The organism is Mycobacterium kansasii ATCC 12478, from assembly GCF_000157895.3.
Classification (GTDB): domain Bacteria; phylum Actinomycetota; class Actinomycetes; order Mycobacteriales; family Mycobacteriaceae; genus Mycobacterium; species Mycobacterium kansasii.
Genome location: NC_022663.1, coordinates 1,867,044 through 1,892,910, shown reverse-complemented (window position 1 = coordinate 1,892,910; position 25,867 = coordinate 1,867,044). Strand labels below are relative to the sequence as shown.

Below are 25,867 nucleotides of genomic sequence, written 5' to 3'. Positions count from 1 at the left end.
GCCATGTTGTCCACGCTGCCACGCGAAAGGTGACAATCCATCGTGAAATTCGCAATGGTCTGCTATGGAACCCGGGGTGATGTGGAGCCCTGCACCGCGGTAGCGCAGGAGCTGCTGCGGCGCGGGCATGAGGTGTGCATGGGCGCGCCGCCCAACCTGCTCGGCTTTGTCGAGTCGTCCGGGCTCACCGCGGTTCCCTACGGACCGGATTCACGCAAGCAGCAGGACGACAATTTCGCCAGGGATTTCTGGAAGATGTTGCGGACTCCAAAGGCGTTTCTACGCAGCGGCAGCGACTTCATCACCAGGGGCTGGGCAGAAAAGAGCGCAACTTTGACATCGCTGGCAGCAGGGGCCGACCTCATACTGTCGAGCTGGATGTATCCCGGACTCGCCGCCAATGTCGGCGAGTACTATGGCATTCCCGTTGCCGCGCTGAATTTCGTTCCGCTGCAAGTAAATAGCCAACTGCTTCCGAAGCTGCCAGCCCCGTTGAGCCGCAATGCGCTTGCGACGGCGTGGTGGATGTACTGGCGCATGACGAAGGAGGCCGAGGCGGCCCAGCGCCGTAGCTTGGGCTTGCCAACGGTGCCGGCCTCGACGTGGCGACGGCACGGCGACCGCGGATCGCTCGAGATCCAGGCCTACGACGAGCTGCTATTCCCCGGGCTGGCAACGGAATGGGCCGGGCGATGGCCGTTTGTTGGCTCGCTGACCATGGAATTGCCCACGGATGCCGACGATGAAGTCACGTCGTGGATTGCGGCCGGGACGCCGCCGATCTACTTCGGGTTCGGCAGTCGACCGATCAAGTCGCCCGCCGAGATGATCACCATGATCGGCGGGGCCTGCGAGCAGTTGGGCGAGCGGGCGCTAATCTGCACCGCTGACAACGATTTCGCTCCCGCGCCGCATTTCGACCATGTCAAGGTCGTCAGCGCGGTCAACCATGCGGCGGTTTTCCCGGCTTGCCGCGCCGTCGTGCATCACGGCGGCGCAGGTACCACGGCCGCGGGCCTGCGAGCTGGAATTCCCACGTTGATCCTCTGGTTCACGTCCGATCAGCCGATCTTCGGGGCCGCGGTGAAGCGACTCAAAGTCGGTGCGGCCCGGAGTTTTGCGGCCACCACGCAGGAATCGCTGGCCGCAGATTTGAAATCCATCCTCACACCAGAACATGACGCCAGGGCCCGCGAGATCGCCAGCCTGATGAGCAAACCCGCCGAAAGCGTCGCCACCACCGCGGACATCTTGGAAAAAGCGGCCCCCCTAAGGGGTTTGGCTGATGGCCGCGCCGAACCCAGGACGACTGGACGCCCGCATTGAGACGGAGCAAGGAGGATTCGATGCCTGAAGACAGCGGGATCGCGGCGCCACCGAGTTTGTTGGACGTTCTGGTCCGAAACGCCGAGCGCTATGCAGACAAGGTTGCGTTCGACTACTGCCGGTATTTGCCTGGCGGGGAGGAACATAGCCGCCTCACCTATCGCGAACTGGACATCAAGGCTCGCGCCATCGCGGCCGTTCTGCAGCAACACGGCCTTGCGGGCGAGCGGGTGTTGGTCCTGTGCCCGTCGGGTTTGGATTTCCTGGCGGGCTTTTTCGGGTGCGTCTACGCCGGGGCCGCCGCCGTGCCGGTGCATCCGCCGGTTCGCGACCGGGTGATCGGGCGCGTGTCGTCGATCATCGCGGATGTGCGAGCGCGCTTTGTGCTCACCACCGCCGAAGTGCAAGCCAAGGTCAAGGGTGTCGTAGACGGCTTGGCGGAAGGAAGTTCCCTGCAGTGGTGTGCCGTAGACGCCGTGCGCCCGGAGGGTGCCACGGACTGGATCGCGCCCGACGTAGACCCGGACGCAATGGCACTCGTGCAGTACACCTCGGGCTCGACGAGCACGCCAAAAGGCGTGATGGTCACCCATCGCAACCTGCTGTCCAACCTGGAGACCATCCGCAGGGCCACCGGGTGGGTGGATTCCTACGTCGCCGTGTCCTGGCTGCCGCCGCACCACGACATGGGCCTTATCAGCATGATTCTCGGAACGGTTTCCTTCGGCGGTAGTTGCCATTTCATGCCGCCCGAAGCTTTCATCGAACGCCCGATGCGGTGGCTGGAAGCGCTTTCCCGCTATGGCGGCACGATCACCGCCGCGCCGAACTTCGCCTACGACCTGTGTGTCGAACGCAGCAGCGCGGCCGAACGTGCCGCCCTCGACCTCTCCAAGTGGCTATTGGCCGTGTGTGCGGCCGAGCCGGTGCGCGCCGCTACCTTGGACAGGTTCGCGGACGCGTTCGGCCCCAGCGGTTTTGCGCCCGAGGCGTTCAAACCAGCGTACGGGTTGGCCGAAGCGACCCTATTGGCGTCCGGTCAGGGGGATTGGATCGTGCCACTGGTGCGCCACGTTGATCCGGTGGCGCTGCGCGAGCACCACGTGGTCGGCGTCGCGGCGGAACACTCGTCCGCCGTCACGCTCGTAGGCTGTGGCCCCGCGCTGTACGGCGTAGAAGTTGTCATCGTCGATCCGGATACCCGGATGCGCTGTGCGAACGGTGGGGTCGGGGAGATCTGGCTCGGCGGCGGCGGAGTCGCGCAGGGGTACTGGGGCGAGCCGAGCAAGACACAAGAGACGTTCTCGGCGTTCCTCGCGGATTCCGGTCGTGGACCGTTCCTGCGCACAGGGGATCTGGGGTTCTTTCTTGACGGCGAGTTGTTCGTCACGGGGCGACTCAAGGATCTGATCATCATCCGCGGTCGCAACTACTATCCCGAAGACATCGAAGCCGCGGCGCAGGACAGCCATTCGGCGCTGCTGCGGGGCCGTGGGGCCGCCTTCTCGGTCACACCGTCATCGGATGACGCCGAACAGCTCGTCGTGGTGCAGGAGGTGGACCGTGAGCGGATCCGTGAAGCCGACGTCGGCGCGGTTATCGCCGCGATCCGCACCGCGATCACCGAGCGTCATGAGATCGCGCCGCACGCCGTCGTTTTGGCCGAACCGCTACGCATCCCGACAACCTCGAGCGGAAAGATCCGGCGCAACGCCTGCCGGCAACGGTTCCTCGACGGCAGCCTCGAGGTGTTCGCCGAGTGGCATGCGCCGGCCCCGCGCGATCCGGGCCCTGCCCCATCGCCTGTCGAACAGTGGCCAGCACGCACCGGGCGCAGCACCGCCGAGATCGCGGCGTGGTTGATCTCCCGGTTCGCGCAGGAACTCGGCCTGCCAGCAACGGAAATCGACACGTCGGTGCCGTTCGCGCACTACGGTCTGGACTCCGTCCGTGCCATCCGGCTGACCTCGGCATTGGAAACGTGGCTCGGGTGCGAACTCTCGCCGACGGTCACCTACGAGCACCCCACGATCGATCTCCTCTCCAAATATATGGCTGCGCAACAATGTTCGGACGCACCCACCGACATACCGGCGGCGGTAGCCGAGGACGGTGCGACGGGCATAGCCGAGCCGATCGCCGTCATCGGGATCGGTTGCCGCTTCCCGGGCGCCGACGGGCCTGCGGCATTCTGGCAGCTGCTCCGCGATGGCGTGGACGCCGTCACCGAGACACCGCCGGACCGCAGGGACCCGGACGCCTCGGGCAACGGCGGCACCCGTCGCGGTGGGTTCCTGGAACAGATCGACCGGTTCGACGCTAACTTTTTCGGCATCTCGCCGCACGAGGCGGGCCGCATGGACCCCCGGCAACGCCTGCTTCTCGAAGTGGCGTGGGAGGCTTTGGAAGACGCCGGGCAGGTGCCGGAGCGGCTCGCCGGCAGTCGCACCGGCGTGTTCATCGGCATCTCGGCCAACGACTACGGCAGCCTGCAGCATGGCGGGCCCGCGCTGATCGAGGCCTACACCGGAAGCGCGTCGAGCATTGCCGCCAACCGTCTTTCCTATGCGTTCGACTTCCGCGGACCAAGCATGGCGATCGACACCGCCTGCTCGTCGTCGCTGGTCGCCGTTCACCAGGCGTGCCGCAGCCTGTACGACGGCGAGTCCACGATGGCGTTGGCCGGCGGCGTGAACGTCATCCTCTCGCCGGCCATCGGCGCCAAGCTCGAGCAGGCTGGGATGATGGCGGCGGATGCCCGCTGCAAGGCCTTCGACGCCCGCGCAGACGGATACGTCCAGGGCGAAGGTGCCGGGATCGTCGTGCTCAAACCGCTGAGTCGAGCGTTGGCGGACGCTGACCCGGTTTACGCGGTGATCCGGGGCAGCGCCGTCAACCACGATGGGCGCACGAACGGATTGACGGCACCCAGTCGCGGATCACAGGAAGCGGTGCTGGCCGACGCCTACCGCCGGGCGGGTCTGTCGCCCGGTGTGGTGCAGTACGTCGAGACACACGGCACGGCAACGTTTTTGGGCGACGCGATCGAGGCGGCGGCTCTCGGCGCAATCCTGGCGAGGGGCCGCATGCCGGACAGCCGGTGCCTGATCGGCTCGGTCAAGACCAACATCGGTCATCTGGAAGCAGCTGCCGGAGTGGCAGGGCTCATCAAAGTTGTTTTGGCGCTTCGCCATCAGGCTATCCCGCCGAGCTTGAACTTTGCAGAGCCCAACCCGCATATCCCCTTCGACACCTTGCCGCTGCGCGTCGGGCAGACCCTAGTTCCATGGCCCGAGGACGGTCGACGAGCAGTCGCCGGCGTCAGCTCGTTCGGCTTGGGTGGTACCAACGCACATGTGGTTGTGACGGAGGCTCCACAGGTTCGGGTCGCCCGGGCGGAGGATGACGCGGCGCAGGGTCGCGCTGAGCTCCTGCCGCTGTCGGCGCGGTCACCCGAGGCCCTGGCGGAACTGGCGCTGCGCTATGAGACGGCCCTAGCGGCCGGAGCGCCGCTCGCCGACCTCTGCCATACGGCCGGCGCGCGCCGTGGCCATTACGACTATCGGCTGGCCGCTGTCGGCGACTCGGCCGCGGAGCTGTCGGCGGCTCTTGCCGCCTACCGGAAGGGAACGTCTCACCTCGGACTGTCAACCGGACGTTGCCGGGCCGGCCGGCCCGGGGTTGTCTTCGTGTTCTCAGGCCGGGGCTCGCAGTGGTCTGGCATGGGCCATCGGCTGTTTTCCGAAGAGCCGGCTTTCCGGGAAGCGCTGGGTGCCTGCGACGTCGCCCTGCAAGCGCATATGCAGGAGCCGTTGCTGACGCAACTTTTCGATGGGTCGGCCGGGGCGCGGCCGTGGCTTGCCGGCGCCGCCGAGCCTGCGATCTTCGCGATACAGGTTGGGCTGGTTGCGCTGTGGCGTTCGTGGGGGGTGGAACCCGAAGCCGTGCTCGGCCACGGAAGCGGTGCGGTGGCGGCGGCTTACGTTGCGGGCGCCTTGACCCTCGACGATGCCGCACAGGTGATCTGTGGGGTCGGCCATGGCTTCGAGGCGGAGGCGCTTCGCGATAGCCTGGCCGGGATCCGGCCAGCGCAGCCGGCCGTACCTATGTACTCGACCGTGACGGGCGATCGGTTGGTCGACCGTGTGCCGGACGCGGCCTACTGGGTTGAGAATCTCTGTGCGCCAGTGCTTTTCCCTGCCGCAATCGGGCGCCTTTTTGACGCCGGTCACGACACGTTCCTGGAGATCAGTCCGCACCCCATTCTGTTGAGCGAGGTGCACGCAGGCGCCGACGAGCGGGGTATCCCCAGCACGCTCCTGCGATCTATGTGCCGCGACGAACCGGAACGTGCCACCATGCTCGCGTCACTCGGAGCTCTCTACACCCACGGGCAAACCGTTGCCTGGGAGCAATTGCATTCCGGGAGCGGCCGATGCGTGCCGGCCCCCACATATCCGTGGCAGCGGCAGCGTTTCTGGCTGGACGAGCGCAACGCCGCCGAGGTCGGCATCAACGACGGGGCGCCGTCGCCTGTCGGCGTGGAGCCCGCAGCCGGCGGCGCGCCTGCCGAGGGAGCCAGCCTCAACGAAGCGCTGCGCCGCGCTGGCCGGCAGGAGCGCCAACGGTTGCTCGAGTCATACCTGGGCGCTCAAGCCGCTGGCAAACTCGGTCTGACCGCCGCTCGGCTGGACACTCAGTCGCCGCTGAAGCACCTGGGGCTCGGCTCACTCACGGCTACGAAGTTGCGGAGCGAGATTGAACGCGACCTGGGCATCGACGTCCCGGTCATCAAGTTGCTCGATGACGCAAGCGTTGCGGGTCTGGCTGATTGGCTCGCCGACCAGCTGTCCGGAAGGGGCTCGGCCCAGCCCGATCCGGCCGCGGCGGCGGACCCGAGCGCGACGCAGCCCAACGGGCAGACCGACGCGACCCATGTCGCAGGTCCACCGTGGATCGACCTGCTGGCCCAGGTGCCCCAGGTTTCAGACGACGACGTCGACGAATTGCTTCGCCAGGTCATGGCCGGCCAGGACAATCAGGATGAGGGGCGATGTTGAGCAGATGCTCGTAGGTGTCGACAACGGTGTGCGGCACACCGCGGGAGCGATCGCCTCGGCGCCGAGCAGATCGGACTCGGCGCGACGTCGGCGAGCCCGAAGCCGGGGACTTCGACCACATCCGGGCCGCCACGGCCCAAGGGCGGCGCCGCGGTGAAAGTGGCGCCTGTCAGTCAAGCCTCGAAGCGGTAGCCCATTCCGGACTCGGTCAGCAGGTGCTTGGGGTGTGACGGGTCGTCTTCCAGTTTGCGCCGCAGCTGCGCCAGATACACCCGCAGGTAATGGGTTTCGGTGGCGTAGGCGGGTCCCCATACCTCCTTGAGCAGCTCCTCGCGGCCGACCAGCTTGCCGCGGTTGCGGACCAGGACCTCGAGCATGCCCCATTCGGTCGGGGTCAGATGCACTTCGGCACCGTTCTTGGTGACTTTTTTGGCGGCCAAATCGACTGTGAACGCGTCGGTTTCGACAACCGGCTGATCCACCTCCGACGCCGCGGCGTTGCGGCGCACCGCCGCGCGCAGCCTGGCCAGAAACTCGTCCATGCCAAAGGGTTTCGTGACGTAGTCGTCGGCGCCCGCGTCCAGGGCCTCGACCTTGTCGGACGAATCGGTGCGCGCCGACAACACGATCACCGGCGCCGTCAGCCAGCCGCGGAGCCCGGCCAGCACGTCGATGCCCGAAATGTCGGGCAGGCCGAGGTCCAGGATCACCACGTCGGGCGGGTGCTCGGCGGCGGCGCGCAGCGCGCCGGCACCCGTCGAGGCGGTGATCACCTCGTAGCCGCGCACGGTCAGGTTGATGCGCAGCGCCCGCAGGATGTGCGGCTCGTCGTCGATCACCAGCACGCGGGTCATCGGCGCCGCTCCTCTTCATCGCTTCGCTCTGCATCGTCGCCGGCGCGGGTCATAAGTCACCGTCTTCGGGCGGCGCGGCCAGGTCGACGACGACGGTCAGGCCGCCGCCCGGCGTATCTCCCGCGGCGACTGTGCCGCCCATCGCCTCGACGAAACCTCGCGCCACCGACATTCCCAGACCGACCCCGGTGGTGTTGTCGTTATCGCCAAGGCGCTGAAAAGGTTCGAAGATCTGCCCCTGGCTTCCCGGCGGGACCCCGGGGCCCTCGTCGATGACGTTGATCAGCACGCGATCGCCCACCCGGCCGGCATTGACCCGCACGACGCAGTCCGGCGCATAGCGCAACGCGTTGTCGATGAGGTTGGCCAAGACCCGTTCCAGCAGACCGGCATCGGCCATGACCACGGCGCCTCCGACGTCGACCTTGACGCGGTCGATGGCCGATCGGTAGAAGCCGGTGGCGCCCTTGCCGATGCTGACCAACGCGCGCTGCACCTCTTCCTCCAAGTACACCCGCTGCAGATCCGGGCGTAGCACGCCGGCGGCAAGCCGCGACGAATCGAGCAGGTTTCCGACCAGCGCGGTGAGCGCGTCGATGGATTCTTCGATGGTGGCCAGCAATTCGGCGGTGTCCGCCGGGGAGAAGGCGATGTCCTGGGCGCGCAAGCTGGACACCGCGACCTTGGCCGCGGCCAGCGGGGTGCGCAGATCGTGGCTGACCGCCGACAGCAGTGAGCGTCGCAGCTCGTCGGCACGCACGATCGCTTCGGTGCGGCTGGCTTCTTCGGCCATCTCGCGCTGCCTGACCAGACCCGCGGCCTGTCTGGCCACCGCGTTGAGCACTCGGCGGTCCCGTGCGGAAAGTTTCTTTCCGGCCATCAGCATCCAGAATTCGTCGTCACCGACCTCGATCGCGGTGTCGGCGGAATCGACTGTGGCACAGGGCTCTTTGCCGACAGAGGCCACCACTTCACTGCGGGTGCGGTCTTCGTCGGCATACTCGCGCAGCATGCTGACCGCGCGCTGCGAATAGGTTTCGCGCACTCGCTCCAGCAATGTTTCCAGGTCTGCGCCGCGCAGCACCGATCCGGCGAACAACGTCAGCAGCTCGGCCTCTTGTGATGCGCGGCGGGCCTCCCGCGCTCGTTTGGCCGCACCGTCCACAAGGACCGCGACCGCGACCGCCACCAGAAGCAGGACCGCCTCGGTCACGGCGGCCGAGGGTTCGGCGATGGTGAACGTGTGACGCGGATCGGTCAGGTAGTAATTCAGCAGGAGGCTGGATAACACCGCCGAAAGGACAGCCGGGGCAACGCCTCCCAGCAGCGCCACCACGAGGACCCCGACGAAGAACAGCGCGCTTTCACCGCTGGTGTCCAGATAGCGGTCCAGCACGGCCACGGTTATCGCGCAGATCAGCGATGGGACGATGACCGCCGCCAGCCAAGACGCCACCCGTCGCTCCCGGGGCGCGATCGGCGTGGTTCGCAGGCCGCGCCTGGACTCCTCGTGAGTGACCAAATGCACGTCGATCTTGCCCGACCGCTCGACGATGGCCTGGCCGATACCCTCCTCGAACAGTCGCGCCCACCGGGTCCGGCGCGAGGTGCCGATCACCAGCTGAGTGGCGTTGATTTCGCGGGCGAAATCCAGCAGGGCGTCGGCGACGTCGTCACCGACCACGGTGTGCAGCGAGGCGTCCAGGCTGCCGGCCAGTTCGCGGATCTTGCTCATCCGCGCCTCCGACAGACCCGCCAGCCCGTCGCCGCGGATGACGTGCACCACCATCAGCTCGGCACTGGATTTCGATGCGATCCGCGATGCCCGCCGCACCAACGTCTCTGATTCCGGGCCGCCGGTGACGGCCACGACGACGCGTTCGCGCGCTTCCCACAGGTCGGTGATCTGGTTCTCCGCGCGGTATTTGGCCAGCGCGGTGTCCACCTGGTCGGCCAGCCACAGCAGCGCCAGTTCCCTCAGCGCGGTCAGGTTTCCGCGGCGGAAGTAGTTGGACAACGCCGCGTCGATCTTGTCGGACGCATAGACATTGCCGTGGGACAGCCTGCGGCGCAACGCCTCCGGTGTGATGTCGATGAGTTCCACCTGAGCCGCCTGCCGCACCACGGAATCCGGCAGGGTTTCCTTCTGTTCGATACCGGTGATCTGGGCGACGACGTCGTTGAGGCTTTCCAGATGCTGGATGTTCACCGTGGAGATCACGGTGATTCCGGCGTCGAGCAATTCCTCGACGTCTTGCCAGCGTTTGTGGTTTTTGCTACCCGGGGTATTGGTATGGGCCAGCTCGTCGACCAGTACCACCTGCGGGTGGCGCGCCAGCACGGCGGGCACGTCGAGTTCGGGGAACGTGGTGCCGCGGTACTCGACGTAGTGCGGGGGAATGATTTCGATGCCGTCAAGCAGCGCAGCGGTTTTCATGCGCCCATGGGTCTCGACCACGGCCGCCACCAGGTCGGTGCCGCGTTCCAGCCGGCGATGCGCTTCACCGAGCATCGCGTACGTCTTGCCGACTCCCGGCGCCGCCCCCAGATAGATGCGGAGTTCTCCGCGTTTGCGAGGGGGGTCGACGGCGCTCACACAACCATCATCCACCCGCAACGCTAGGCCGGGTATCTGCGGTCGAGTTCCAGATTGAGCTGCAGCACATTGACGCACGCCTGGCCGAATATGTCCAGGGTGCGGCCGCTTCGCGTCTGCGTTACCACGGCTCGGATCTGATCCGGTGTGGCGTGCCGGGCCCGGGCTACCCGGGGAATCTGCAGCTCGGCATAGGCCGGGGAGATGTCCGGGTCCAGCCCGCTGCCGCTGGCCGTGACGGCATCGGCCGGAACCAGCGGGACCTCCGGTGCCGCGCCACGAATGGGCACGATCTGGCCGAGCGAGTAGTTCTCGCCGAACACGGCGCACTGGACCGCTACGCCCTCGTAGCGGTCCAGGAACGGCTGTTTGACGTCCGGGCAGGGCTCGTTGACGCTGACCACCCTGGTTGGGCGCGAGACATTGCCGCGCGCATCGCGCGGACCGATCACCGACAGCACGGCCCCCACGCCGCCGGGTGTGCAAAACGGACGTGATCCGGCCGCCACCTCGAGGCCCTCGAATCGCGCCACCGCCACACTGCGCGAACACACCTGGGTCAGCAGACCGGGCCGGAATCCGGCCTCGGCCGGACTTGCGCCGGCAGCCAGCTTTGCCGGGTCGGCGGGCGCATCCACGATGCTCTCCGGCCCCAGATTGCTGCCGCCGCTGGACAACGGGTCATATCCGGCACCGGCGGCCGACGGCCGGCCCTGGAAGTACTGCGGCAACGGGCGGCCGGCGGCATCGAGGTAGGACTGTCCGATCAGCCTGCTGCCTACCGGCTTACCGCCGGCTTCGACAATGGAACCTTGCGCCTTGTCATGCAGCCCGGGAAGCCCCGCCACCAACCAGATGAGCAGCGGGTAGCCGACGCCGAGGAGAACGGTGAAAACGAGTAGGGCGCGCAGCGCGGCCCAATGTTGGCGAACCATCTACGACATCCCGGGCAGTAGTTGGACGACCAAGTCGATGACCTTGATCCCGATGAACGGCGCTATGAGCCCACCGACGCCGTAGCGGTAGAGGTTGCGGCTGAGCAGTTTCGAGGCACGGCTGGGCGTGTACCGAACCCCGCGCAATGCCAGTGGAATCAGCGCGACGATGATGACGGCATTGAAGATCACCGCGGACAGGATTGCCGATTGCGGGCTGTGTAGCCGCATCACGTTGAGCAAATCCAGGCCGGGGAAGAGGGCTACGAACATCGCCGGGATGATGGCGAAATACTTGGCGATGTCGTTGGCGATCGAAAATGTGGTCAGCGCACCGCGGGTGATCAGCAATTGCTTACCGATTTCGACGATCTCGATGAGCTTGGTGGGATCGGAATCCAGATCCACCATGTTGCCGGCTTCCTTGGCGGCGGCGGTGCCGGTGTTCATCGCCACCCCGACATCGGCCTGGGCCAGCGCCGGCGCGTCGTTGGTGCCGTCGCCGGTCATCGCAACCAGGCGCCCGCCGTGCTGCTCGTGCTTGATCAGCATCAGCTTGTCCTCGGGTGTGGCCTCGGCCAGAAAGTCGTCGACACCGGCTTCGTCCGCAATTGCTTTGGCGGTCAACGGGTTATCACCGGTGATCATCACGGTGCGAATTCCCATCTGGCGCATCGCGTCGAAGCGCGCCCGCATGCCCTGCTTGACCACGTCCTTGAGGTGAATGACGCCGAGCACCTGCGCTTTTCGGTGATCCACGCGGCCCACCACCAGCGGCGTGCCCCCCGCAGCGGAGATGCCGTCGACAATCTGTCCGAGTTCGGCCGGAACATCGCCGCCGTTGCCGCGTACCCATTCGGCGACCGAGCTGGCCGCTCCCTTCCGCAGCTTTCGCCCGTCCAGGTCGACACCCGACATCCGGGTCACCGCAGTGAATTCCACCCAGGAGGCGTCGTCGAGGTCTCCCGGGGTGTGGGCGCGCAATCCGTACGCCTGTTTGGCGTAGACCACGATGGAGCGCCCCTCCGGTGTTTCGTCGGCCAGGCTGGACAGCTGTGCGGCGTCGGCGAGCTCCTCGGCGCTGATCCCGTGGACCGGAATGAATTCCGATGCCTCCCGATTGCCGAGGGTGATGGTCCCGGTCTTGTCCAGCAGCAGCGTGTTGACGTCCCCGGCGGCCTCGACCGCCCGTCCGGACATGGCCAGCACGTTGCGTTGCACCAGCCGGTCCATGCCCGCGATCCCGATTGCCGACAACAGCGCCCCAATTGTGGTGGGAATCAAGCACACCAGCAGCGCGACCGCCACGATGCCGCTGATGCCGCCGGCGCCAAGAGCCTGGGTATCGGGCACACCCGGGTTGTTGGCTTTGGAGTAGATCGCCAGCGGCTGCAGCGTGGCGACCGCGAATACGAAGATGATGGTCAGCGCCGCGAGCAGGATGTTGAGCGCGATCTCGTTGGGGGTCTTCTGCCGGTTGGCGCCCTCCACCAGCGCGATCATCCGGTCCACGAAGCTCTCGCCCGGTTTTTGGGTGATTCTGATGACGATGCGATCCGACAGCACGGTCGTACCACCGGTCACCGACGAGCGGTCGCCGCCGGATTCGCGGATCACCGGTGCCGACTCGCCGGTGATGGCCGATTCGTCTACGGAGGCAATGCCTTCCACCACGTCACCGTCTCCGGGAATGACCTCGCCCGCCGCGACGACGACGATGTCGCCCGGCTGCAGCAGTGGCGCGGCGACGTCTTCGGGGTCTTCGGGTGTGCCTGCAGTTCCCGGTGACCAATTCCGGAGCCGGTGTGCGACGGTGTCCGCCTTCGCCCGCCGCAAGGTGTCGGCCTGCGCTTTGCCGCGTCCCTCGGCAACCGCTTCGGCAAGGTTGGCGAAAATGACGGTGAGCCAGAGCCAGAACACGACGAGCCAGCTGAACCAGGTGTTGTCGCCGATCGCCAGGATCGTTGCCCACCCGGCACCGATCTCGACGATGAACATCACCGGATTGCGCCACAAGGTGCGCGGGTCGAGCTTGCGCAGCGCGTCAGGCAGCGACCGCACCAGCAGCCCCGGATCGAGCAGGTGTCTAGCCGAAGTGGTGGTGCGCGTCACGGTTTCAGTGGATCCCTTCGGCAAGCGGTCCGAGCGCCAGCGCAGGCAGGAACGTCAGGGCCACCAGGATGACGGTCACCCCGACCACCAGGCCGACGAACTGCGGCCGGTGCGTGGGCAAGGTGCCGGCCGACTCCGGCGTCGCCCCTTGCCGGGCCAGTGAACCGGCCAGTGCCAGCACCAGAATCATCGGCAGGAAGCGCCCGAAGAGCATCGCCAGGCCCAAGGCAGTGTTGTACCAGACCGTGTTGACCGCCAGACCCGCGAACGCCGAACCGTTGTTGTTGGCCGCAGAGGTGAACGCGTAGAGCACCTCCGACAAGCCGTGCGGCCCGGTGTTGGCCATGGCGGCGCGCGCGCCGGGCAGGGCCATCGCGACGGCGGTGCCGACGAGCACGATCAGCGGAGTCACCAGAAAATATCCGGCCGCCAGTTTCATTTCCCGCGGCGTGATCTTCTTGCCGAGGTATTCCGGGGTCCGCCCGACCATCAACCCGGCGACGAACACGGTGATGACGGCCAGGATCAGGATGCCGTACAGGCCGGAGCCGGTGCCGCCGGGTGCGACCTCGCCGAGTTGCATGTTGAACAGCGTCATCATGCCGCCCAGGCTGGTGTAGGAGTCGTGCGTCGAGTCGACGGCGCCGGTGGACGTCAGCGTGGTGGCGTCGGCGAAGACCGCCGAGTCGGCAACTCCGAAGCGCTGCTCGACTCCTTCGGTCGACGCACCCACCGCGGTGGGCACGGTGCCGTGGTGCTGCAGCTGGAACGACATCATCGTGGTGACGCTGAAGACGGCGATCACCGCGACGATCGCCGCAATCGCGTAGCCCTGCCGCTTGCTGCCCACCAGCCGGCCGAACGTCCGGGGCAGCGCGGAGCTGATGACCAGCAGCAGGAAGATCTCCACCCAGTTGGTCCAGGCGGTCGGGTTCTCAAACGGGTGTGCCGAGTTGGCGTTGTAGAAGCCGCCGCCGTTGGTGCCGAGTTCCTTGATCACCTCCTGGCTGGCGACCGGGCCGCCCGGGATGGTCTGCGGTGTTCCGGCCAGCGTGGTGACAACCTGATCGTTGAGATGGAAGTTCTGGACCACGCCGCCCATGACGAGCACCACCGCGCCCAGCACGGCTATCGGCAGGAGGATCCGCAGCGTGCCGCGCACCAGGTCCACCCAGAAGTTGCCGAGTTCACCGGTGCGGTTGCGGGCAAATCCCCGGACGAGGGCCACGGCAACGGCCATGCCCACCGCTGCGGACACGAAGTTCTGCACCGCCAAACCGGCCATCTGCACCAGGTGCCCCTGGGTGGATTCTCCGGAATATGCCTGCCAATTGGTGTTGGTGACGAAGCTGACCGCCGTGTTCCAGGCAAGTGCCGGTGTCATCGGTGTAGCCGGATGGGCAAGGTGCAGTGGCAGCTTGTCCTGCACCAGCTGCAGGGCGAACAGGAATATGACGCTCACCGCCGAAAAAGCCAGCACGCTACGGGCATACGCCGCCCACGTCTGTTCGGCATCGGGATCCGCGCCGATCAATCGGTAAATGAAACGCTCTGTGCGCCAGTGTGTTTCGGAGCTGTACACGCGAAACATGTAGTCGCCGAGCGGGACGTGTACCGCCGCGAGTGCGGCGACCAGCAGCCCGAGGAACAACACGGCCGCTGTGGTGTCGCTCATCAGAACTTCTCCGGATACACCAGGGCGGCCACCAGCAACAGCGCCACGAGCACCGCAAGGGCCAGACCGACGGCGTTGGCGGCGCTCATAGGTCCAACCTCAGCAGTGCGTTGAGCACGGCAAAGACGGCCACGGTCAGCGCCAGGTAAACCACCACGGACATATCTGTCTTTCTCGACACGCAACGACGAACGGCTCTCCGGTAGAGGGCCAGACAGAGGCCCAGACAGAGGCTAGGTGCCACCGAGGCCGGGCGGGAGCGGCCTTAACGGTTTCTTTACGGCGTCATCCGCGAGTTTTACGGCCGTTGCGGCGGTGCGGCTATCGGATGTCCGTGCCCGGCCGGTCCATCATCGGCAGTCTGACCCGAAAGACGGTGTGGCCGTGCGCGGACTCTGCAGTCACCGAGCCGTCATGCGCCTTGACGATCGAGTTGACAATGGCCAGGCCCAATCCATGGCCGGCCTCACCCGAGCGCGTCGTGTTGGCGCGCACGAACCGCTCGAAAAGTTGGGGCACGACGTCGGGATCGATGCCGGGTCCGTCGTCGCTCACCGTCAGCTCGGCGTATGACCCGTTGGTCGCGTCGGTATGGCAGGTGATCGCCGTGGTCACGGTGACACCGGGCGGGGTATGCACCCAGGCGTTGGTGAGCAGATTGCTGACGAGCTGATGCAGCCGGGCATGATCGCCGTTGACCCACACCGGCTCGTCGGGCAGCTCTTTGACCCAACAGTGGCTCGGCGCTGCCACCGTCGCATCGTTCACGGCGTTCATGACCAGATCGGTCAAGTCGAGCTCTTCGGTTTGCAGGTCTTCGCCTTCACCCAACCGGGACAGCAGCAGCAGTTCGTCAACCAATGACGCCATCCGCCGGGCTTCCGATTCGATGCGTGCCAACGCGTATTCGGTGGTGGGGGGCAGGGCCGAACTGTCTTGACGAGTCAGTTCCGCGTAACCCTGGATTGCGGCGAGCGGGGTCCGCAGCTCGTGGCTGGCGTCGGTGATGAATTGCCGCATCCGCAGGTCCGATTCGACACGGTGCTGCAGTGCGCTATCGACGTTGTCCAGCAATCGATTCAGGGTGTGGCCCACGATCCCGACTTCGTTGTCCGGGTCGGTGTCTTCGGGTCGGACCCGCACGCCGATCCGGTGGTCCTCGCCGGCGAGCGGCAACGCGGCGACTTCGGCCGCGGTCGCGGCGAGCCGGCGCAGCGGCCGAAGGGCATATCCGACCACCCAGGCCGTGAGTACCGCCGTGATCACCAGCGCCGTGGCGACCAGCACGGTGGTGGTGATGTTCTTGCGGGAAATGATCTGGTCGGCGAGGTTTAGCGAAACGCCGACGATGAGTCGGTCGGATCCGGCGGCGCGGCTGGCAACCTGGTAGGAACCCAGGCTGCCCAGCGTTTCGACACGGGCGGGGCCGTCGTCCCAGGATTGGACTTCGATGGCGCGGATGACGTCGGCCGGCGCGGGCTGTGGTTCGTCCTCGGAGAAGACGGCCGAGCCGATGACCACACCGTCGCGTAGCACCGCGATGAGGTTGCCCGGGGTTTGCCCGGTGAACTCCAGCAGCGCCTGGGATACCGGGGGAGTACCGGTATGTATCGACGTGTGTTCGCCGTTGCGGTATCTGGCGTATGCGTGACTGAGCGCATGTAAGGACTCCGCGACCTCGGCGTCGTTCATCGCGGTGACGTAACCGCGCAGGCTGAGTACGGAGACGGCGCCCACGGCCACCAGCACTACGGTCACGACAGCCAGCACGCCGAGCAGCAATTGCCCGCGTAACGAACGGGGAAACCAGCGAGGGGTGTTGCGGTCCCCGGTCACTGCCGGCTCATTCCGCTGGTCGCAGCATGTATCCAATCCCGCGGACGGTGTGGATCATCGGATCGCGGTCAGCGTCGATCTTCTTCCTCAGGTACGAGATATAGAGGTCGACAATGCTGGTGCGTCCGGCGAAGTCGTAGTTCCAGACCCGGTCGAGGATCTCGGTGCGGCTCAGCGCGCGGCGCGGATTGCGCATCAGGAACCGCAGCAATTCGAACTCGGTCGACGACAGCGATATCGGCGTTCCGCCGCGGGTGACTTCCCGGCTGGCGGCGTCGAGCTTGAGGTCGCCCACTTTGAGGGACTCGTCGGCCGGGGGCGCCAGATGGCTGGACCGGCGCAGCAGTCCGCGCAGCCGGGCGACCAATTCCTCGAGGCTGAACGGCTTGGTCATGTAGTCGTCGGCGCCCGCGGTCAGACCGGTGACCCGATCCATCACCGAATCCCGGGCGGTCAGGAACAGGGTGGGCGTGTAGTCGTCGGATTCGCGGACCCGCTGCAGAATCTGCAGCCCATCCACATCGGGCAGCATGATGTCCAGGACCAGAACGTCCGGGCTGATTCTTTCGAACTTGGCGATGGCTTCCCGGCCGTTGTGGGCTATCTCGACGTCCCAGCCTTCGTAATGCAGCGCCATCTTGACCAGATTGGTCAGCGCCGGCTCGTCGTCGACCAGCAAAACCCGGATCGGTGAACCGTCAGCACGGTGAATGCGGGGCAGCTGCCCCAGGATGGCTTGGCGCGGACGTTGAGTGCGCGGTTGTCCGGTCATTGCGGTCATGATTCCCCATACTGTCAAGCTCACATGGGATCGTCACGGAGCTCATAACAACCTCAAATGTAGCCATGCCCGGTCACGTCCGACGCTACCAACAGGAACTCGGGCGTATACGTGTTATATGCAAGTGTTTTATATGCATTTTGTCGGTATGGGCTATTGGGGTGCCCACCTGCCGACTTAACAATGCTTCTCGATTCAGCGGTTGCCGGGGTTGTCGAATGCAGAACTCGGTACCGACGGCCGTCATTGAGCTGGTACCCCGGCGCGGGTCACGCCAGCTGCCGCTCGGAGGCATGGTCGGGCGCGAGGCCGACGGCCCGGTTCACCGCGTCGGGGTCAGTTCGTCGGTGATTCCGCATTCGCCGATGGGCGGCTAGGTATGGGCGCACACAAGTGTGGCCGCACACCTGGCGGTGTGCGGCCACACTTGTTGTTGCCGGCTTTAGGCCCAGCTGGAGCCGACGGCGCTGTCGGTCTGTGCCATGTTGCTGCCGGCGGCCTGGACCTTCTGGCCGTGGGCGTTGGCCTGCTCGTAGATCACCTGGAAGTTGCGACCCAACTGGGTGATGAACTCCTGGCAGGCCACCGAACCGGCGCCGCCCCAGAAGTCGCCGGCAGCCAGCACATCGCGAACGATGGCCTGGTGCTCGGCCTCGAGCGACGCCGCCTGGGCACGAATCGTGGCGCCGTGGGCGTCGACATCGCCGAACTGGTAATTGATGGTCATTGGTCTTGTCCTCCTGAATCGAAGCTGTCGGGCCGGGGCTAGCTGCTGAGGATCTGCTGGGAGGCCTGCTCTTGCTGCTCGTAGTTGTTGGCGTCGCGGATCAGCCCGTCACGCACTCCGTGCAGCATGTTCACAATGTTGCGGAAGGCCTGGTTCATCTGGCCCATGGTGTCCAGCGAGGTGGCCTCGGCCAGACCGCTCCAGCCCGCGCCGGAGATGTTCTGCGAGGACGCCCACATCCGGCGGGCCTCGTCCTCAACCGTCTGAGCGTGCATCTCGAAGCGGCCCGCCATGTCCCGCATCGCGTGCGGGTCGGTCATGAAGCGTGCGGTCATGGTTCCTGTCTCCTTATATCGCAGTCTGAGTTTTAAGAGTTCTAGCACTTGAATGGTGCGGTGGTAGCCGCTTCGCGGAATACATTACGGCGCGCCGGTAAATTGCCGGCCTCCAACGAGTGACATGTCCCCCTTTTCTCGGCCGGGTCTTTCGGGTTACACGACGACCTGTTTGGGCATGACGATCGGCTTGAAGCCGTAGCGCGGCCCGGCGTACGCGCCGGCCCCCTTGGCGGCCGCCGCCATCCCGGGCATCCCGGCCATTCCGGAGACCGGTCCGGCTTCCTCGGGGACGCTCCAGCCGCTGCCGGACAGTAGGCCGGCGGTGGAAGCCGCCGCCGGTGTGGCGCTCGACCAGCTCGCCGGCACCGACAGGCTGCCGACCAGTGACGCCTCGCCCAAACCGGCGGCTACCGCGCCGGCGCCGGCCGCCGGTGCGACGCTTTCTGCCAGCCCCGCGCCCGCTGCGGCGGCCGCGCCCGCCGCACCTTCGACGGCTTCGGCGGCTGCCGTCGTCGGCGCGAGGGCGTTGGAGAGGAATATCGCGTTGGGGATCGCCGCCATGACAAACCACGCGGCGGTGTTGATGCCGCCGTTCAAAATGTTGGCCACCATCGGAATCGCGAGCAGGTCGTCGATGCTTTGCATGATTCCGGTCAGCCCGGTCGCGTCGGCAACCGAGGTGATCGGGGAGGCGAGGCTCATCACCGCGTTGGGCAAGTCGGTGATCAGACTGCTCAGACCAACCTGGTTGACCGTGGCAGCCGCGGCGGCCTGACCGACCGCCGCCGACTGGGCGGCCAGCCCACCCGGGTTGGTGCTCTGCGACGGCGTGGTCAGTGGGTTGAGCGTTCCCGAGTTCGCCGAGGAGGCCGCGTAGGCGTACATGGCCATGGCGTCTTGGGCCCACATTTCCATGTAGTGGGCCTCGGTGGCCATGATCGCCGGCGTGTTGATGCCCAGGAAGTTGGTGGCGACGAGCGCGGCCAGCAGAGCCCGGTTGGCGGCGATGATCGGCGGCGGTACGGTCGCGGCAAATGCCGCCTCGTATGCCGCAGCGGATGCCATGGCTTGCGCGCCAGCGTGTTCGGCCGACGCGCCCGTGTAGGTCAGCCACGCTATGTAGGGTTGGGCCGCGGCGGCCATCGACAGCGACGCCGGGCCCAGCCACTGTTCGCCGGTCAGCAGCGTGACGATCGACTCGATGGAGGCCGCTGTGGTGTTCAATTCGAGGGCCAGGCCGTTCCAGGCCGCCGCGGCGGCCAGCAGCGGGCCGGCACCTGCGCCCGCGTACATGCGTCCGGAGTTGATCTCAGGAGGCAGAGCTGCGAAATCCATTGGTTCCCACCTTTTTGAGTAGTCTCGCTCGTTGATTTGTGCAATTGCGCTGTGCGCAGCGCCTATACGCTCACCGGTTTGGGCATGACGATGGGTTTGACGCCGTAGCGCGGCGCACCGAAGCCGGCGCTGTTGCGCGCGGCCGAGGCCAACCCGGGCACGCCCGGGTAGAGCATGCCGGGTGCGGCTTGTGGGGCGGCGGCGGTCCAGCCGGCGCCCTGCAGCGCTCCGGCGGTGGTGCTCGAGACCAAGGTCGCCTGTCCAGCCCAGCTGGGCGGCACCGACAAAGCACCGATCGCCGACGCCTCGCCGATTCCGGCCGCGACGGAACCTCCACCGAGCGCCGCCTCCGCCGCGCCGAGTTCGCCCAGTGCGGCTTCCCCGCCGAGGAAGGAGTCGGCGGCAGCGGCCTCTTCGGCGGGTAGCAGTCCACCGCCTGCCAAGCCGAGCAGGTTCGATGTGGCGGACGCCCAGTTCCCCATGCCGATGTTCATCATGTTGGCGAAGCCGCCGTTGAACGAGTCCGGAATCATCCCGGTGGTACCACCGATGAGGCCGCTGATGCCCGACGTGAGTCCGGAGAGGGGCGAATCCGCCGCCGCCGAGTTGAGCGACTCGGTGGCACCGTAGGTACCGGCGCTGAACCCCAAGGTGTTCACGAACATGTCATGCATGGCCGCGGCCTCGGCGCTGACCTGCTGGTAGAGGGTGCCGTACGCGGTGAAGAGGGCCGCTTGCAGCGCCGATACCTCATCGAGAGCCGCCGGAGCTATCGCAGTGGTAGGCGCGGCGGCGGCCGTGTTCTGTGCGGTCAATGACGTGCCGAGTGCCCCTAGCTGCGTAGCCGCGGCTGTCAGCTCTTCCGGCACTATCTGCAGGAATGACATTGGTGCCTCCTAATGTGAAACATGGCGACCTGTTGACTCCCCGGGTCAACCCTGTGTGTTTGCGTAACGACCCCTGTGTATTGGCGTAACGCTAACCAGCCATGCCCCCACATTCGGCGCTGAAAGGCACAGGGTGACAGACGTTTACGGCCTCTTAACGCCAACGCCGGCAGTTTTAACAAGCTCTATGCGCGCGATACGGCCATGTCATATGCCCCAGATGGGCGCCACTGCGACCCGGCGCGCGGCGGGCGATCCTACTCAAACTCCGACCGAGGCGCACGCTAGTGTTTTCTGAGTTCGTATCCAGGAGCGGATATCTCGTGCCGGGCGTCCGCGCGTTACATTCGCCGCCTGGCCCCCATAGCCCAATTGGCAGAGGCAGCGGACTTAAAATCCGCCCAGTGTCGGTTCGAGTCCGACTGGGGGCACCCACGTTCTTGCAGGTAGAGGCAATCCTTGTCGCGAACACATGAGCGGTGACGATCGTCGACGGCCTGCCGCGTCCACACGGCGCCCACACACCACACACTGGGCCCTTGCCGCATGAGTCGGCAATCCGCTATTGCACTGACTTCAGGGCAGTACATGTGCTCGGGTCTTCGGCACACTTTGCAGACGTTATTTCATGAAACGTATGATCACAGCTGGCGACATGCCTACTGAACTGGCGACTCATCCTTTCGCATTGACCGCTTTACGGCAGTGGTCATACACTATTGGTATGGATGTCCATACCGAACGCCTCTCTAGGCTCCAGCGGAAGTTGAGACATCGATGAACGTGAACAGCGCCGCTCCCAATGTCTTCGAAGCCGGACTCCCCACGTTCAGCTACGACCTCAACGCCACTCCCCACGACATCCTCGAAGATGTTCGAACTGCACAATCGTGTTCGCCCATCGCCATCGGGCCGCTTGGTCCCGAAATCCTGTCCTACGAGATGGCTCGCGGGATACTGCGCGACAACAGATTCCGCCTGCCACCCGGTGTGACTCTGGCGGCGCAGGGCATCACCTCGGGTCCGTTGTTCGACAAGATGGCAAGCAGCCTCCTGGGCCTGGACGGTGCACGACATGTCCGCTTGCGCAAGTTGGTCTCCAAGGCGTTCACTCCGCGTGCGACATCGCGCCTGCAAGAGACGATCCACGAGGTGGTGAACGGGCTGATCGACCGGGTGGTGGACGACGGGCGGTGCGACGTCGTGACCGACATCGCGTATCAGTACCCGACCCCGATCATCTGCACGCTGCTCGGCGCGCCCCGCGAAGATTGGCAGTTGTTTGCGGACTGGACTGAGGAGATTTTCAAAGCTCTCAACTTCCAGCCCGACGTCACCTTCGATGAGTCCGCGATCATGCGCGCATGGGGCGAACTCGACGCCTACGTGGACGACATGGTCGCCGCCCGCCGAGACAACCTCACCGATGACCTGCTCTCGGAACTCATACGCGCAGAAAGCGACGGTGACCGGCTCAATCTTGACGAACTCCGCATGCTGGTCGCCGGGTTCCTGATGGCGGGAACGGATACGACGCGAAACCAACTGTCGGCGTCCGTGCAGGTGCTCTGCGAGCACCCGGACCAGTGGGCAAAGTTGCGCGAGCAACCGGAGCTTGCGATGCAGGCGGTCGAAGAGAGCATGCGCCACTCACCCGCAGCCTGCATCGTCCCGCGAGCCGCCGTTGACGACGTCGAGTTCGGTGGGCACACATTCCCGGCAGGAACCCTCGTAGTCGTCAACACCTTTGCCGCCAACCGAGACCCAGCGATCTACGACGACGCTGACCGCTTCGACATCACGCGCAATGACCTCCCCGCGATTCTGACGTTCGGCGGTGGCGCGCACTACTGCCTCGGGGCGAACCTCGCACGCCGGGAACTGGCGGAAGCACTCACCGTCCTTGCCCGTCGCCTCACCGGCCCCCATCGTGTCGGACCGGCTCCGTGGAAACCCCTTCTGGGAATGACCGGCCCGACAACCCTTTCGATTGAGTTCACCAGCGAAAGGCTTGTGACGGCGGATGCGTAGTCGTGGCTGGGGGGGTGTCACTCCCTCATCGGACGAGGAAGCTATTTCGCGCATTCTGAGCGCGGTAGACGAGGAGATCGCGGAGCATGGAGCGGCATTACGCCTTGCCGACGTCGCCCGCAGGCTGGGAGTCACTCGTCAGACGGTGTACCGCTACTTTCCCAATGCCGACGCGTTGCTCATCGCCAGCGCAATGCGAGCCGTCGACGGATTCATCGACCAAGTTGTAGAACACGTTCGGGGACTCAACGACCCAGTCACCGCAATCGTCGAAAGCGTGTCGTTTGGAATCGACAATCTCGCCGGTGATCCACAGCTGGAAAACCTGCTGACCCGGCGGCATGAAGGCGAAGCCGCCACCTCCCTGACGTCCGACACGGCTATCACAATCTGTTTGTCCACCTTCCACCGCTTCGATGTGGATTGGAGGCTTCACGGTTTCGACACCACCGCGCTCAGTGAGCTCGCCGAAATGACCCTGCGCACAGTGCAGTCCATCCTGACCGATCCCGTACAGCCACCCCGCGAGGGAATCGAACTACGCCGGTTCATTACTCGATGGCTCGGTCCAGCCATCCTGTATCCACGGATGATGTCGCTGGTTAGCGCTGCACCGTAGCTATCCATGTAGCTCATGTGGTCGGCGATCGACCACCCCACCAGGCGCCGGGAAAAGCAATCGATCACTGTCGCCAAGTACAAGAACTGGCCCTGTCCGCACGGCAGGTACGTGGCGTCGCCGACGTACTTGGTGTTGGGCTCGGTGGCGGTGAAATCTCGATCGAGCAGGTCCTTGGACGCGGTGTCAGCGGGCTCGGGAATCGTGGTGCGATGCTTGCGGCGCAGCCGCAATCCCTGGATTGCGTTCTCGCGCATGACTCGCCCGATCCGTTTGTGGTTGATCCGCTGATCGGCCGGCTTTCCGTCGTTGATTTCGGCAGTGATCCGCGGCCGCCCGCAGATGTTGGCCGCGTCGTGCACGGCGCGGATGTGCTCGGCCGGCTCGGCGTCAGCTGCCACGCGTGCGGCCCTGGCCTCAGCGGCGCTTAACCACGCGCAATACGACGACCGGGATATGTTGGTAGCCTGGCATAACCGCTTCACCTCGAAGGTGTCGGAGTGGTCGGCGACGAACTGGAAGCGGTTCACCAGTTCGTCTCCCCCGGCGAAATATTTGGCCGCCGATCGCAGGATGTCACGCTCGGTTTGGTCGCACCCTCGGTGACGCGGTACAGCTCAACGGCGTTGCGGCGGAACTCTTCACTGTAATTCCTCTTTGCCATCGGGTTGGATAATCTCGCTTCCCCCGGTCTGACACCGGGATTAAGCGTGTCCAGCACGCGGGGTCAAGGTCCAAGGTCGATCGCGAAGGGGTTCGCTTGATAGGTGATCTGGCGCCGTTTTCGCGAATAACCCACCACCGGTTGATAGATCACCGCGGCGCGCCTTCAGCGGCCAGACGTTCCACGATTCCCGGACAAGTGTTCACTAAGAGAGTAGTAGATACCCCTCCCTGGGGACAGTGCAGAGAAATATTGACCAGTTCGGAGTCGAGAGCAAACACATATCAGCAATATTCGCCGAATCACCGCGGACACCCGCCTCGCTGGATATTCTGAACAGATGTCCGGAATCACCTTCCGAGGCGGCGTCGATCGTCCCATCCAGAGGCGCAGGGACAAGCGCGCTGAGCAGAGTGTTCGCCGGCTTCTCGATGCCGCCGTCGAAGAACTGGCCGAGTCCCCATACGCCGAGCTGACCGTGCGCGGAGTCGCCGCCAGGGCCGCGGTTTCCCCGACCACCGCCTACACCTATTTCAAGTCGAAGGACACCCTGATCGGGGAGGTCTACCTACGACTCCTGCATGACGCCGACACCTTCGTCGACGTCAACGACAATGCCGAGACCAGGGTGAAGGCCCAGCTGCGAGAGTTGCTACTGCTCGTCGCGGACATGCCTTATCTCGCCGACGCATGCACGACGGCGATCATGGCCGACGACCCGGTGATGGACGACATTCGGGGACGGATCGCGGTGGAGGTCAGCCGTCGTATCACCGCGTCACTCGGGCCTGGCGCCGCAACCGAGGTCGCGGCAACCCTGCACATGGTGTTCTCCGGGGCGCAGATGCATGCCCGATCGACAGCGGGCGGCTACCGGGCCGTCGCCGACAAGCTCGACGACGCGGTATCCCTGATCATGAATTCGCAGCGAGACCCGCACACCGCCGGAAAACATTGATATATATGGGTTTTCGGCACCGCCCTGTTGGCAAGCGACCCCCGGATCACACCGGGGAAGCGGCAGAACGCAACGGGTTCACCACCTTCTCCAGTTCTGGGCACAGCCACACTCCGACCAAGCTGGCCGGTGACGAGTCGCGCCACATCACCCGGCAGAACCCGTCATCGATGCCGGTTCATCCACGACGGCAACGGCTGTTCCCGCCGTGAAAACGATGCGATCAAAGAACTGACGGGCGGCTGATATGCGTTTCACCTTCTCGGACTCGATGACGCGTTCGGAGTATCTGCCCCGCCTCGTGACTGCAGCGGAATCTGCGGGGTACCACGGGTTCGCCATCCCCGATTCCATCGGCTATCCGCAGCATTCCGATGCTGTTTATCCGTACACCGCAGACGGTGACCGTAGCTTCCTGGAGGGCAAGGAGTTCATCGAGCCGTTCGTGCTCGCCGCCTATCTCGGTGCGCTCACCCGACGCATCCGCTTCAACACCTTCGTGGTGAAGTTTCCGGTCCGCTCACCCGTGCTGGCTGCGAAGGAGGCGTTCTCAGTGGCCACACTGACCGGCAACCGTCTCGGCCTCGGGGTCGGCATCGGTAGCAGTCCGTATCCCGACGACTACTTGATGGCCGGCGTTGACCCCGCCGGCAAGGGCGCCCGTCTCGACGAGGCGATCGACATCTTTCGGGGGCTGGAGTCCGGGCAGTTCTTTGAGTTCCACGGCCGCTTTTATGACGTGCCGTCGATGAAGGTCTGTCCGGTGCCCACTCACCCCATTCCGCTGTTGATCGGCGGCCACTCGGAGGCCGCCCTGCGGCGCGCGGCGACCAAAGCCGACGGGTGGATGCACGCGGGCGGTCCGAACGACATGCTGGAATCGATGCTGGGCAAACTGCAGGCGTTTCGCGCCGAGGCGGGAAAGTCGAACGAGCCCTTCGAGATTCATGTCGCCAGCCCCGACGGGCGCTCGGTTGACGGATGCGAGCGGCTGGAGGGCCTGGGTGTCACCGACGTCATCGTGGGTTTCCGAAATCCCTACACCAAGGGTGAAGATCCGCAGCCGCTGGCGGACAAGGTGGCCAAGCTCGAGCGCTTCGCCGAAACCGTCATCACCAAGGTCAGCCCCTGAA

20 protein-coding genes, 1 tRNA gene and 1 pseudogene are annotated in these 25,867 nt (G+C 65.5%); 9 read left to right on the top strand and 13 right to left on the bottom strand.

Features of this window, described 5'->3' with window-relative positions; genetic code table 11:
• The first annotated feature begins 42 nt into the window (after positions 1-42).
• Together MKAN_RS08025 and MKAN_RS08020 are read left to right on the top strand one after the other, a co-directional pair.
• On the top strand, positions 43-1,326 hold the full coding sequence (locus MKAN_RS08025) for a glycosyltransferase (protein WP_023367060.1): 1,284 nt from the start codon (positions 43-45) through the stop codon (positions 1,324-1,326).
• Positions 1,327-1,346: 20 nt separating this feature from the next.
• Complete coding sequence (locus MKAN_RS08020) at positions 1,347-6,386, top strand: type I polyketide synthase (RefSeq protein WP_023367058.1); 5,040 nt, start codon at positions 1,347-1,349, stop codon at positions 6,384-6,386.
• A 173-nt stretch (positions 6,387-6,559) separates the two neighbouring features.
• Here MKAN_RS08020 and MKAN_RS08015 read toward each other — a convergent pair whose 3' ends face one another.
• The 8 genes from MKAN_RS08015 to MKAN_RS07980 all read right to left on the bottom strand — a co-directional run bounded on the left by MKAN_RS08015 (position 6,560) and on the right by MKAN_RS07980 (position 17,175).
• The gene (locus MKAN_RS08015) at positions 6,560-7,240 is read right to left on the bottom strand and encodes a response regulator (RefSeq protein WP_023367055.1); all 681 of its coding nucleotides are present in this window, start codon (positions 7,238-7,240) and stop codon (positions 6,560-6,562) included.
• A 49-nt stretch (positions 7,241-7,289) separates the two neighbouring features.
• Positions 7,290-9,872 carry a sensor histidine kinase gene (locus MKAN_RS08010; RefSeq protein ID WP_225722921.1) on the bottom strand — a complete coding sequence of 861 codons (2,583 nt, stop codon included), beginning with the start codon at positions 9,870-9,872 and terminating at the stop codon, positions 7,290-7,292.
• Positions 9,860-10,771: a potassium-transporting ATPase subunit C gene (locus MKAN_RS08005; protein WP_023367051.1), complete on the bottom strand. Its 912-nt coding sequence runs from the start codon at positions 10,769-10,771 to the stop codon at positions 9,860-9,862. The genes MKAN_RS08010 and MKAN_RS08005 overlap by 13 nt, the downstream gene beginning before the upstream one ends.
• On the bottom strand, positions 10,772-12,883 hold the full coding sequence (kdpB, locus tag MKAN_RS08000) for a potassium-transporting ATPase subunit KdpB (protein WP_023367049.1): 2,112 nt from the start codon (positions 12,881-12,883) through the stop codon (positions 10,772-10,774).
• A 4-nt stretch (positions 12,884-12,887) separates the two neighbouring features.
• Entirely contained in the window at positions 12,888-14,558 is a 1,671-nt protein-coding gene (gene kdpA / locus MKAN_RS07995; RefSeq protein ID WP_023367047.1) for a potassium-transporting ATPase subunit KdpA, read from the bottom strand.
• Positions 14,558-14,647 (bottom strand): hypothetical protein, encoded by a 90-nt coding sequence (locus tag MKAN_RS31790; RefSeq protein WP_023367046.1) that lies wholly within the window; start codon positions 14,645-14,647, stop codon positions 14,558-14,560. Before MKAN_RS31790 ends, kdpA begins: the two co-directional genes overlap by 1 nt.
• Before the next feature lie 232 nt (positions 14,648-14,879).
• Positions 14,880-16,394 (bottom strand): sensor histidine kinase, encoded by a 1,515-nt coding sequence (locus MKAN_RS07985; RefSeq protein ID WP_023367044.1) that lies wholly within the window; start codon positions 16,392-16,394, stop codon positions 14,880-14,882.
• A 7-nt stretch (positions 16,395-16,401) separates the two neighbouring features.
• Complete coding sequence (locus MKAN_RS07980; RefSeq protein ID WP_023367042.1) at positions 16,402-17,175, bottom strand: response regulator transcription factor; 774 nt, start codon at positions 17,173-17,175, stop codon at positions 16,402-16,404.
• A gap of 218 nt (positions 17,176-17,393) precedes the next feature.
• Here MKAN_RS07980 and MKAN_RS30380 point away from each other — a divergent pair, with 218 nt between their 5' ends.
• Positions 17,394-17,552, top strand: coding sequence for a hypothetical protein (locus MKAN_RS30380; RefSeq protein ID WP_023367040.1), 159 nt, complete (start codon positions 17,394-17,396; stop codon positions 17,550-17,552).
• Positions 17,553-17,617: 65 nt separating this feature from the next.
• Here the strand turns inward: MKAN_RS30380 and MKAN_RS07975 are convergent, their stop codons facing one another.
• The 4 genes from MKAN_RS07975 to MKAN_RS07960 all read right to left on the bottom strand — a co-directional run bounded on the left by MKAN_RS07975 (position 17,618) and on the right by MKAN_RS07960 (position 20,462).
• A complete protein-coding gene (locus tag MKAN_RS07975; protein ID WP_023363993.1) occupies positions 17,618-17,902 on the bottom strand; it encodes a WXG100 family type VII secretion target in 285 nt (94 codons plus the stop codon).
• 38 nt (positions 17,903-17,940) lie between these two features.
• Positions 17,941-18,237, bottom strand: coding sequence for a WXG100 family type VII secretion target (locus MKAN_RS07970; protein ID WP_023367038.1), 297 nt, complete (start codon positions 18,235-18,237; stop codon positions 17,941-17,943).
• A gap of 156 nt (positions 18,238-18,393) precedes the next feature.
• Positions 18,394-19,575, bottom strand: a complete 1,182-nt coding sequence (locus tag MKAN_RS07965; RefSeq protein WP_023367036.1) for a PPE family protein — start codon at positions 19,573-19,575, stop codon at positions 18,394-18,396.
• A 62-nt stretch (positions 19,576-19,637) separates the two neighbouring features.
• Positions 19,638-20,462, bottom strand: a complete 825-nt coding sequence (locus MKAN_RS07960; protein ID WP_023367034.1) for a PPE family protein, SVP subgroup — start codon at positions 20,460-20,462, stop codon at positions 19,638-19,640.
• Positions 20,463-20,819: 357 nt separating this feature from the next.
• On the opposite strand from MKAN_RS07960, the gene MKAN_RS07955 reads away from it, so the two are divergent.
• The 3 genes from MKAN_RS07955 to MKAN_RS31785 all read left to right on the top strand — a co-directional run bounded on the left by MKAN_RS07955 (position 20,820) and on the right by MKAN_RS31785 (position 23,112).
• Positions 20,820-20,893, top strand: a tRNA-Leu gene (locus MKAN_RS07955).
• 346 nt (positions 20,894-21,239) lie between these two features.
• A complete protein-coding gene (locus MKAN_RS07950; protein WP_023367032.1) occupies positions 21,240-22,493 on the top strand; it encodes a cytochrome P450 in 1,254 nt (417 codons plus the stop codon).
• Positions 22,486-23,112, top strand: a complete 627-nt coding sequence (locus tag MKAN_RS31785) for a TetR/AcrR family transcriptional regulator (RefSeq protein ID WP_080674040.1) — start codon at positions 22,486-22,488, stop codon at positions 23,110-23,112. The genes MKAN_RS07950 and MKAN_RS31785 overlap by 8 nt, the downstream gene beginning before the upstream one ends.
• 14 nt (positions 23,113-23,126) lie before the next feature.
• Here MKAN_RS31785 and MKAN_RS07940 read toward each other — a convergent pair.
• Positions 23,127-23,699, bottom strand: a pseudogene (locus tag MKAN_RS07940) (DDE-type integrase/transposase/recombinase); the annotation flags it as partial.
• Between the two features lie 417 nt (positions 23,700-24,116).
• On the opposite strand from MKAN_RS07940, the gene MKAN_RS07935 reads away from it, so the two are divergent.
• From MKAN_RS07935 to MKAN_RS07925, 3 genes are read left to right on the top strand one after another with little or no spacing between them, the layout of a single operon-like run.
• Positions 24,117-24,734 carry a TetR/AcrR family transcriptional regulator gene (locus MKAN_RS07935; RefSeq protein WP_023367025.1) on the top strand — a complete coding sequence of 206 codons (618 nt, stop codon included), beginning with the start codon at positions 24,117-24,119 and terminating at the stop codon, positions 24,732-24,734.
• A 5-nt stretch (positions 24,735-24,739) separates the two neighbouring features.
• A complete protein-coding gene (locus MKAN_RS07930; RefSeq protein ID WP_023367023.1) occupies positions 24,740-24,946 on the top strand; it encodes a hypothetical protein in 207 nt (68 codons plus the stop codon).
• Positions 24,947-24,981: 35 nt separating this feature from the next.
• Complete coding sequence (locus tag MKAN_RS07925) at positions 24,982-25,866, top strand: TIGR03619 family F420-dependent LLM class oxidoreductase (RefSeq protein WP_023367021.1); 885 nt, start codon at positions 24,982-24,984, stop codon at positions 25,864-25,866.
• Position 25,867 lies beyond the last annotated feature (1 nt).

What these genes read in the sequence shown, in the direction of transcription:
- MKAN_RS07930 (WP_023367023.1), top strand. Translation starts at nt 24,740, where the DNA reads ATGGGTTTTCGGCACCGCCCTGTTGGCAAGCGACCCCCGGATCACACC.
- kdpA (WP_023367047.1), bottom strand. Translation starts at nt 14,558, where the DNA reads ATGAGCGACACCACAGCGGCCGTGTTGTTCCTCGGGCTGCTGGTCGCC.
- MKAN_RS07925 (WP_023367021.1), top strand. Translation starts at nt 24,982, where the DNA reads ATGCGTTTCACCTTCTCGGACTCGATGACGCGTTCGGAGTATCTGCCC.
- MKAN_RS07965 (WP_023367036.1), bottom strand. Translation starts at nt 19,575, where the DNA reads ATGGATTTCGCAGCTCTGCCTCCTGAGATCAACTCCGGACGCATGTAC.
- MKAN_RS31790 (WP_023367046.1), bottom strand. Translation starts at nt 14,647, where the DNA reads ATGAGCGCCGCCAACGCCGTCGGTCTGGCCCTTGCGGTGCTCGTGGCG.
- MKAN_RS08020 (WP_023367058.1), top strand. Translation starts at nt 1,347, where the DNA reads ATGCCTGAAGACAGCGGGATCGCGGCGCCACCGAGTTTGTTGGACGTT.
- MKAN_RS08015 (WP_023367055.1), bottom strand. Translation starts at nt 7,240, where the DNA reads ATGACCCGCGTGCTGGTGATCGACGACGAGCCGCACATCCTGCGGGCG.
- MKAN_RS07960 (WP_023367034.1), bottom strand. Translation starts at nt 20,462, where the DNA reads ATGTCATTCCTGCAGATAGTGCCGGAAGAGCTGACAGCCGCGGCTACG.
- MKAN_RS07980 (WP_023367042.1), bottom strand. Translation starts at nt 17,175, where the DNA reads ATGACCGCAATGACCGGACAACCGCGCACTCAACGTCCGCGCCAAGCC.
- MKAN_RS07935 (WP_023367025.1), top strand. Translation starts at nt 24,117, where the DNA reads ATGTCCGGAATCACCTTCCGAGGCGGCGTCGATCGTCCCATCCAGAGG.
- MKAN_RS31785 (WP_080674040.1), top strand. Translation starts at nt 22,486, where the DNA reads ATGCGTAGTCGTGGCTGGGGGGGTGTCACTCCCTCATCGGACGAGGAA.
- MKAN_RS07970 (WP_023367038.1), bottom strand. Translation starts at nt 18,237, where the DNA reads ATGACCGCACGCTTCATGACCGACCCGCACGCGATGCGGGACATGGCG.
- MKAN_RS30380 (WP_023367040.1), top strand. Translation starts at nt 17,394, where the DNA reads ATGCAGAACTCGGTACCGACGGCCGTCATTGAGCTGGTACCCCGGCGC.
- MKAN_RS07950 (WP_023367032.1), top strand. Translation starts at nt 21,240, where the DNA reads ATGAACGTGAACAGCGCCGCTCCCAATGTCTTCGAAGCCGGACTCCCC.
- MKAN_RS08005 (WP_023367051.1), bottom strand. Translation starts at nt 10,771, where the DNA reads ATGGTTCGCCAACATTGGGCCGCGCTGCGCGCCCTACTCGTTTTCACC.
- MKAN_RS07975 (WP_023363993.1), bottom strand. Translation starts at nt 17,902, where the DNA reads ATGACCATCAATTACCAGTTCGGCGATGTCGACGCCCACGGCGCCACG.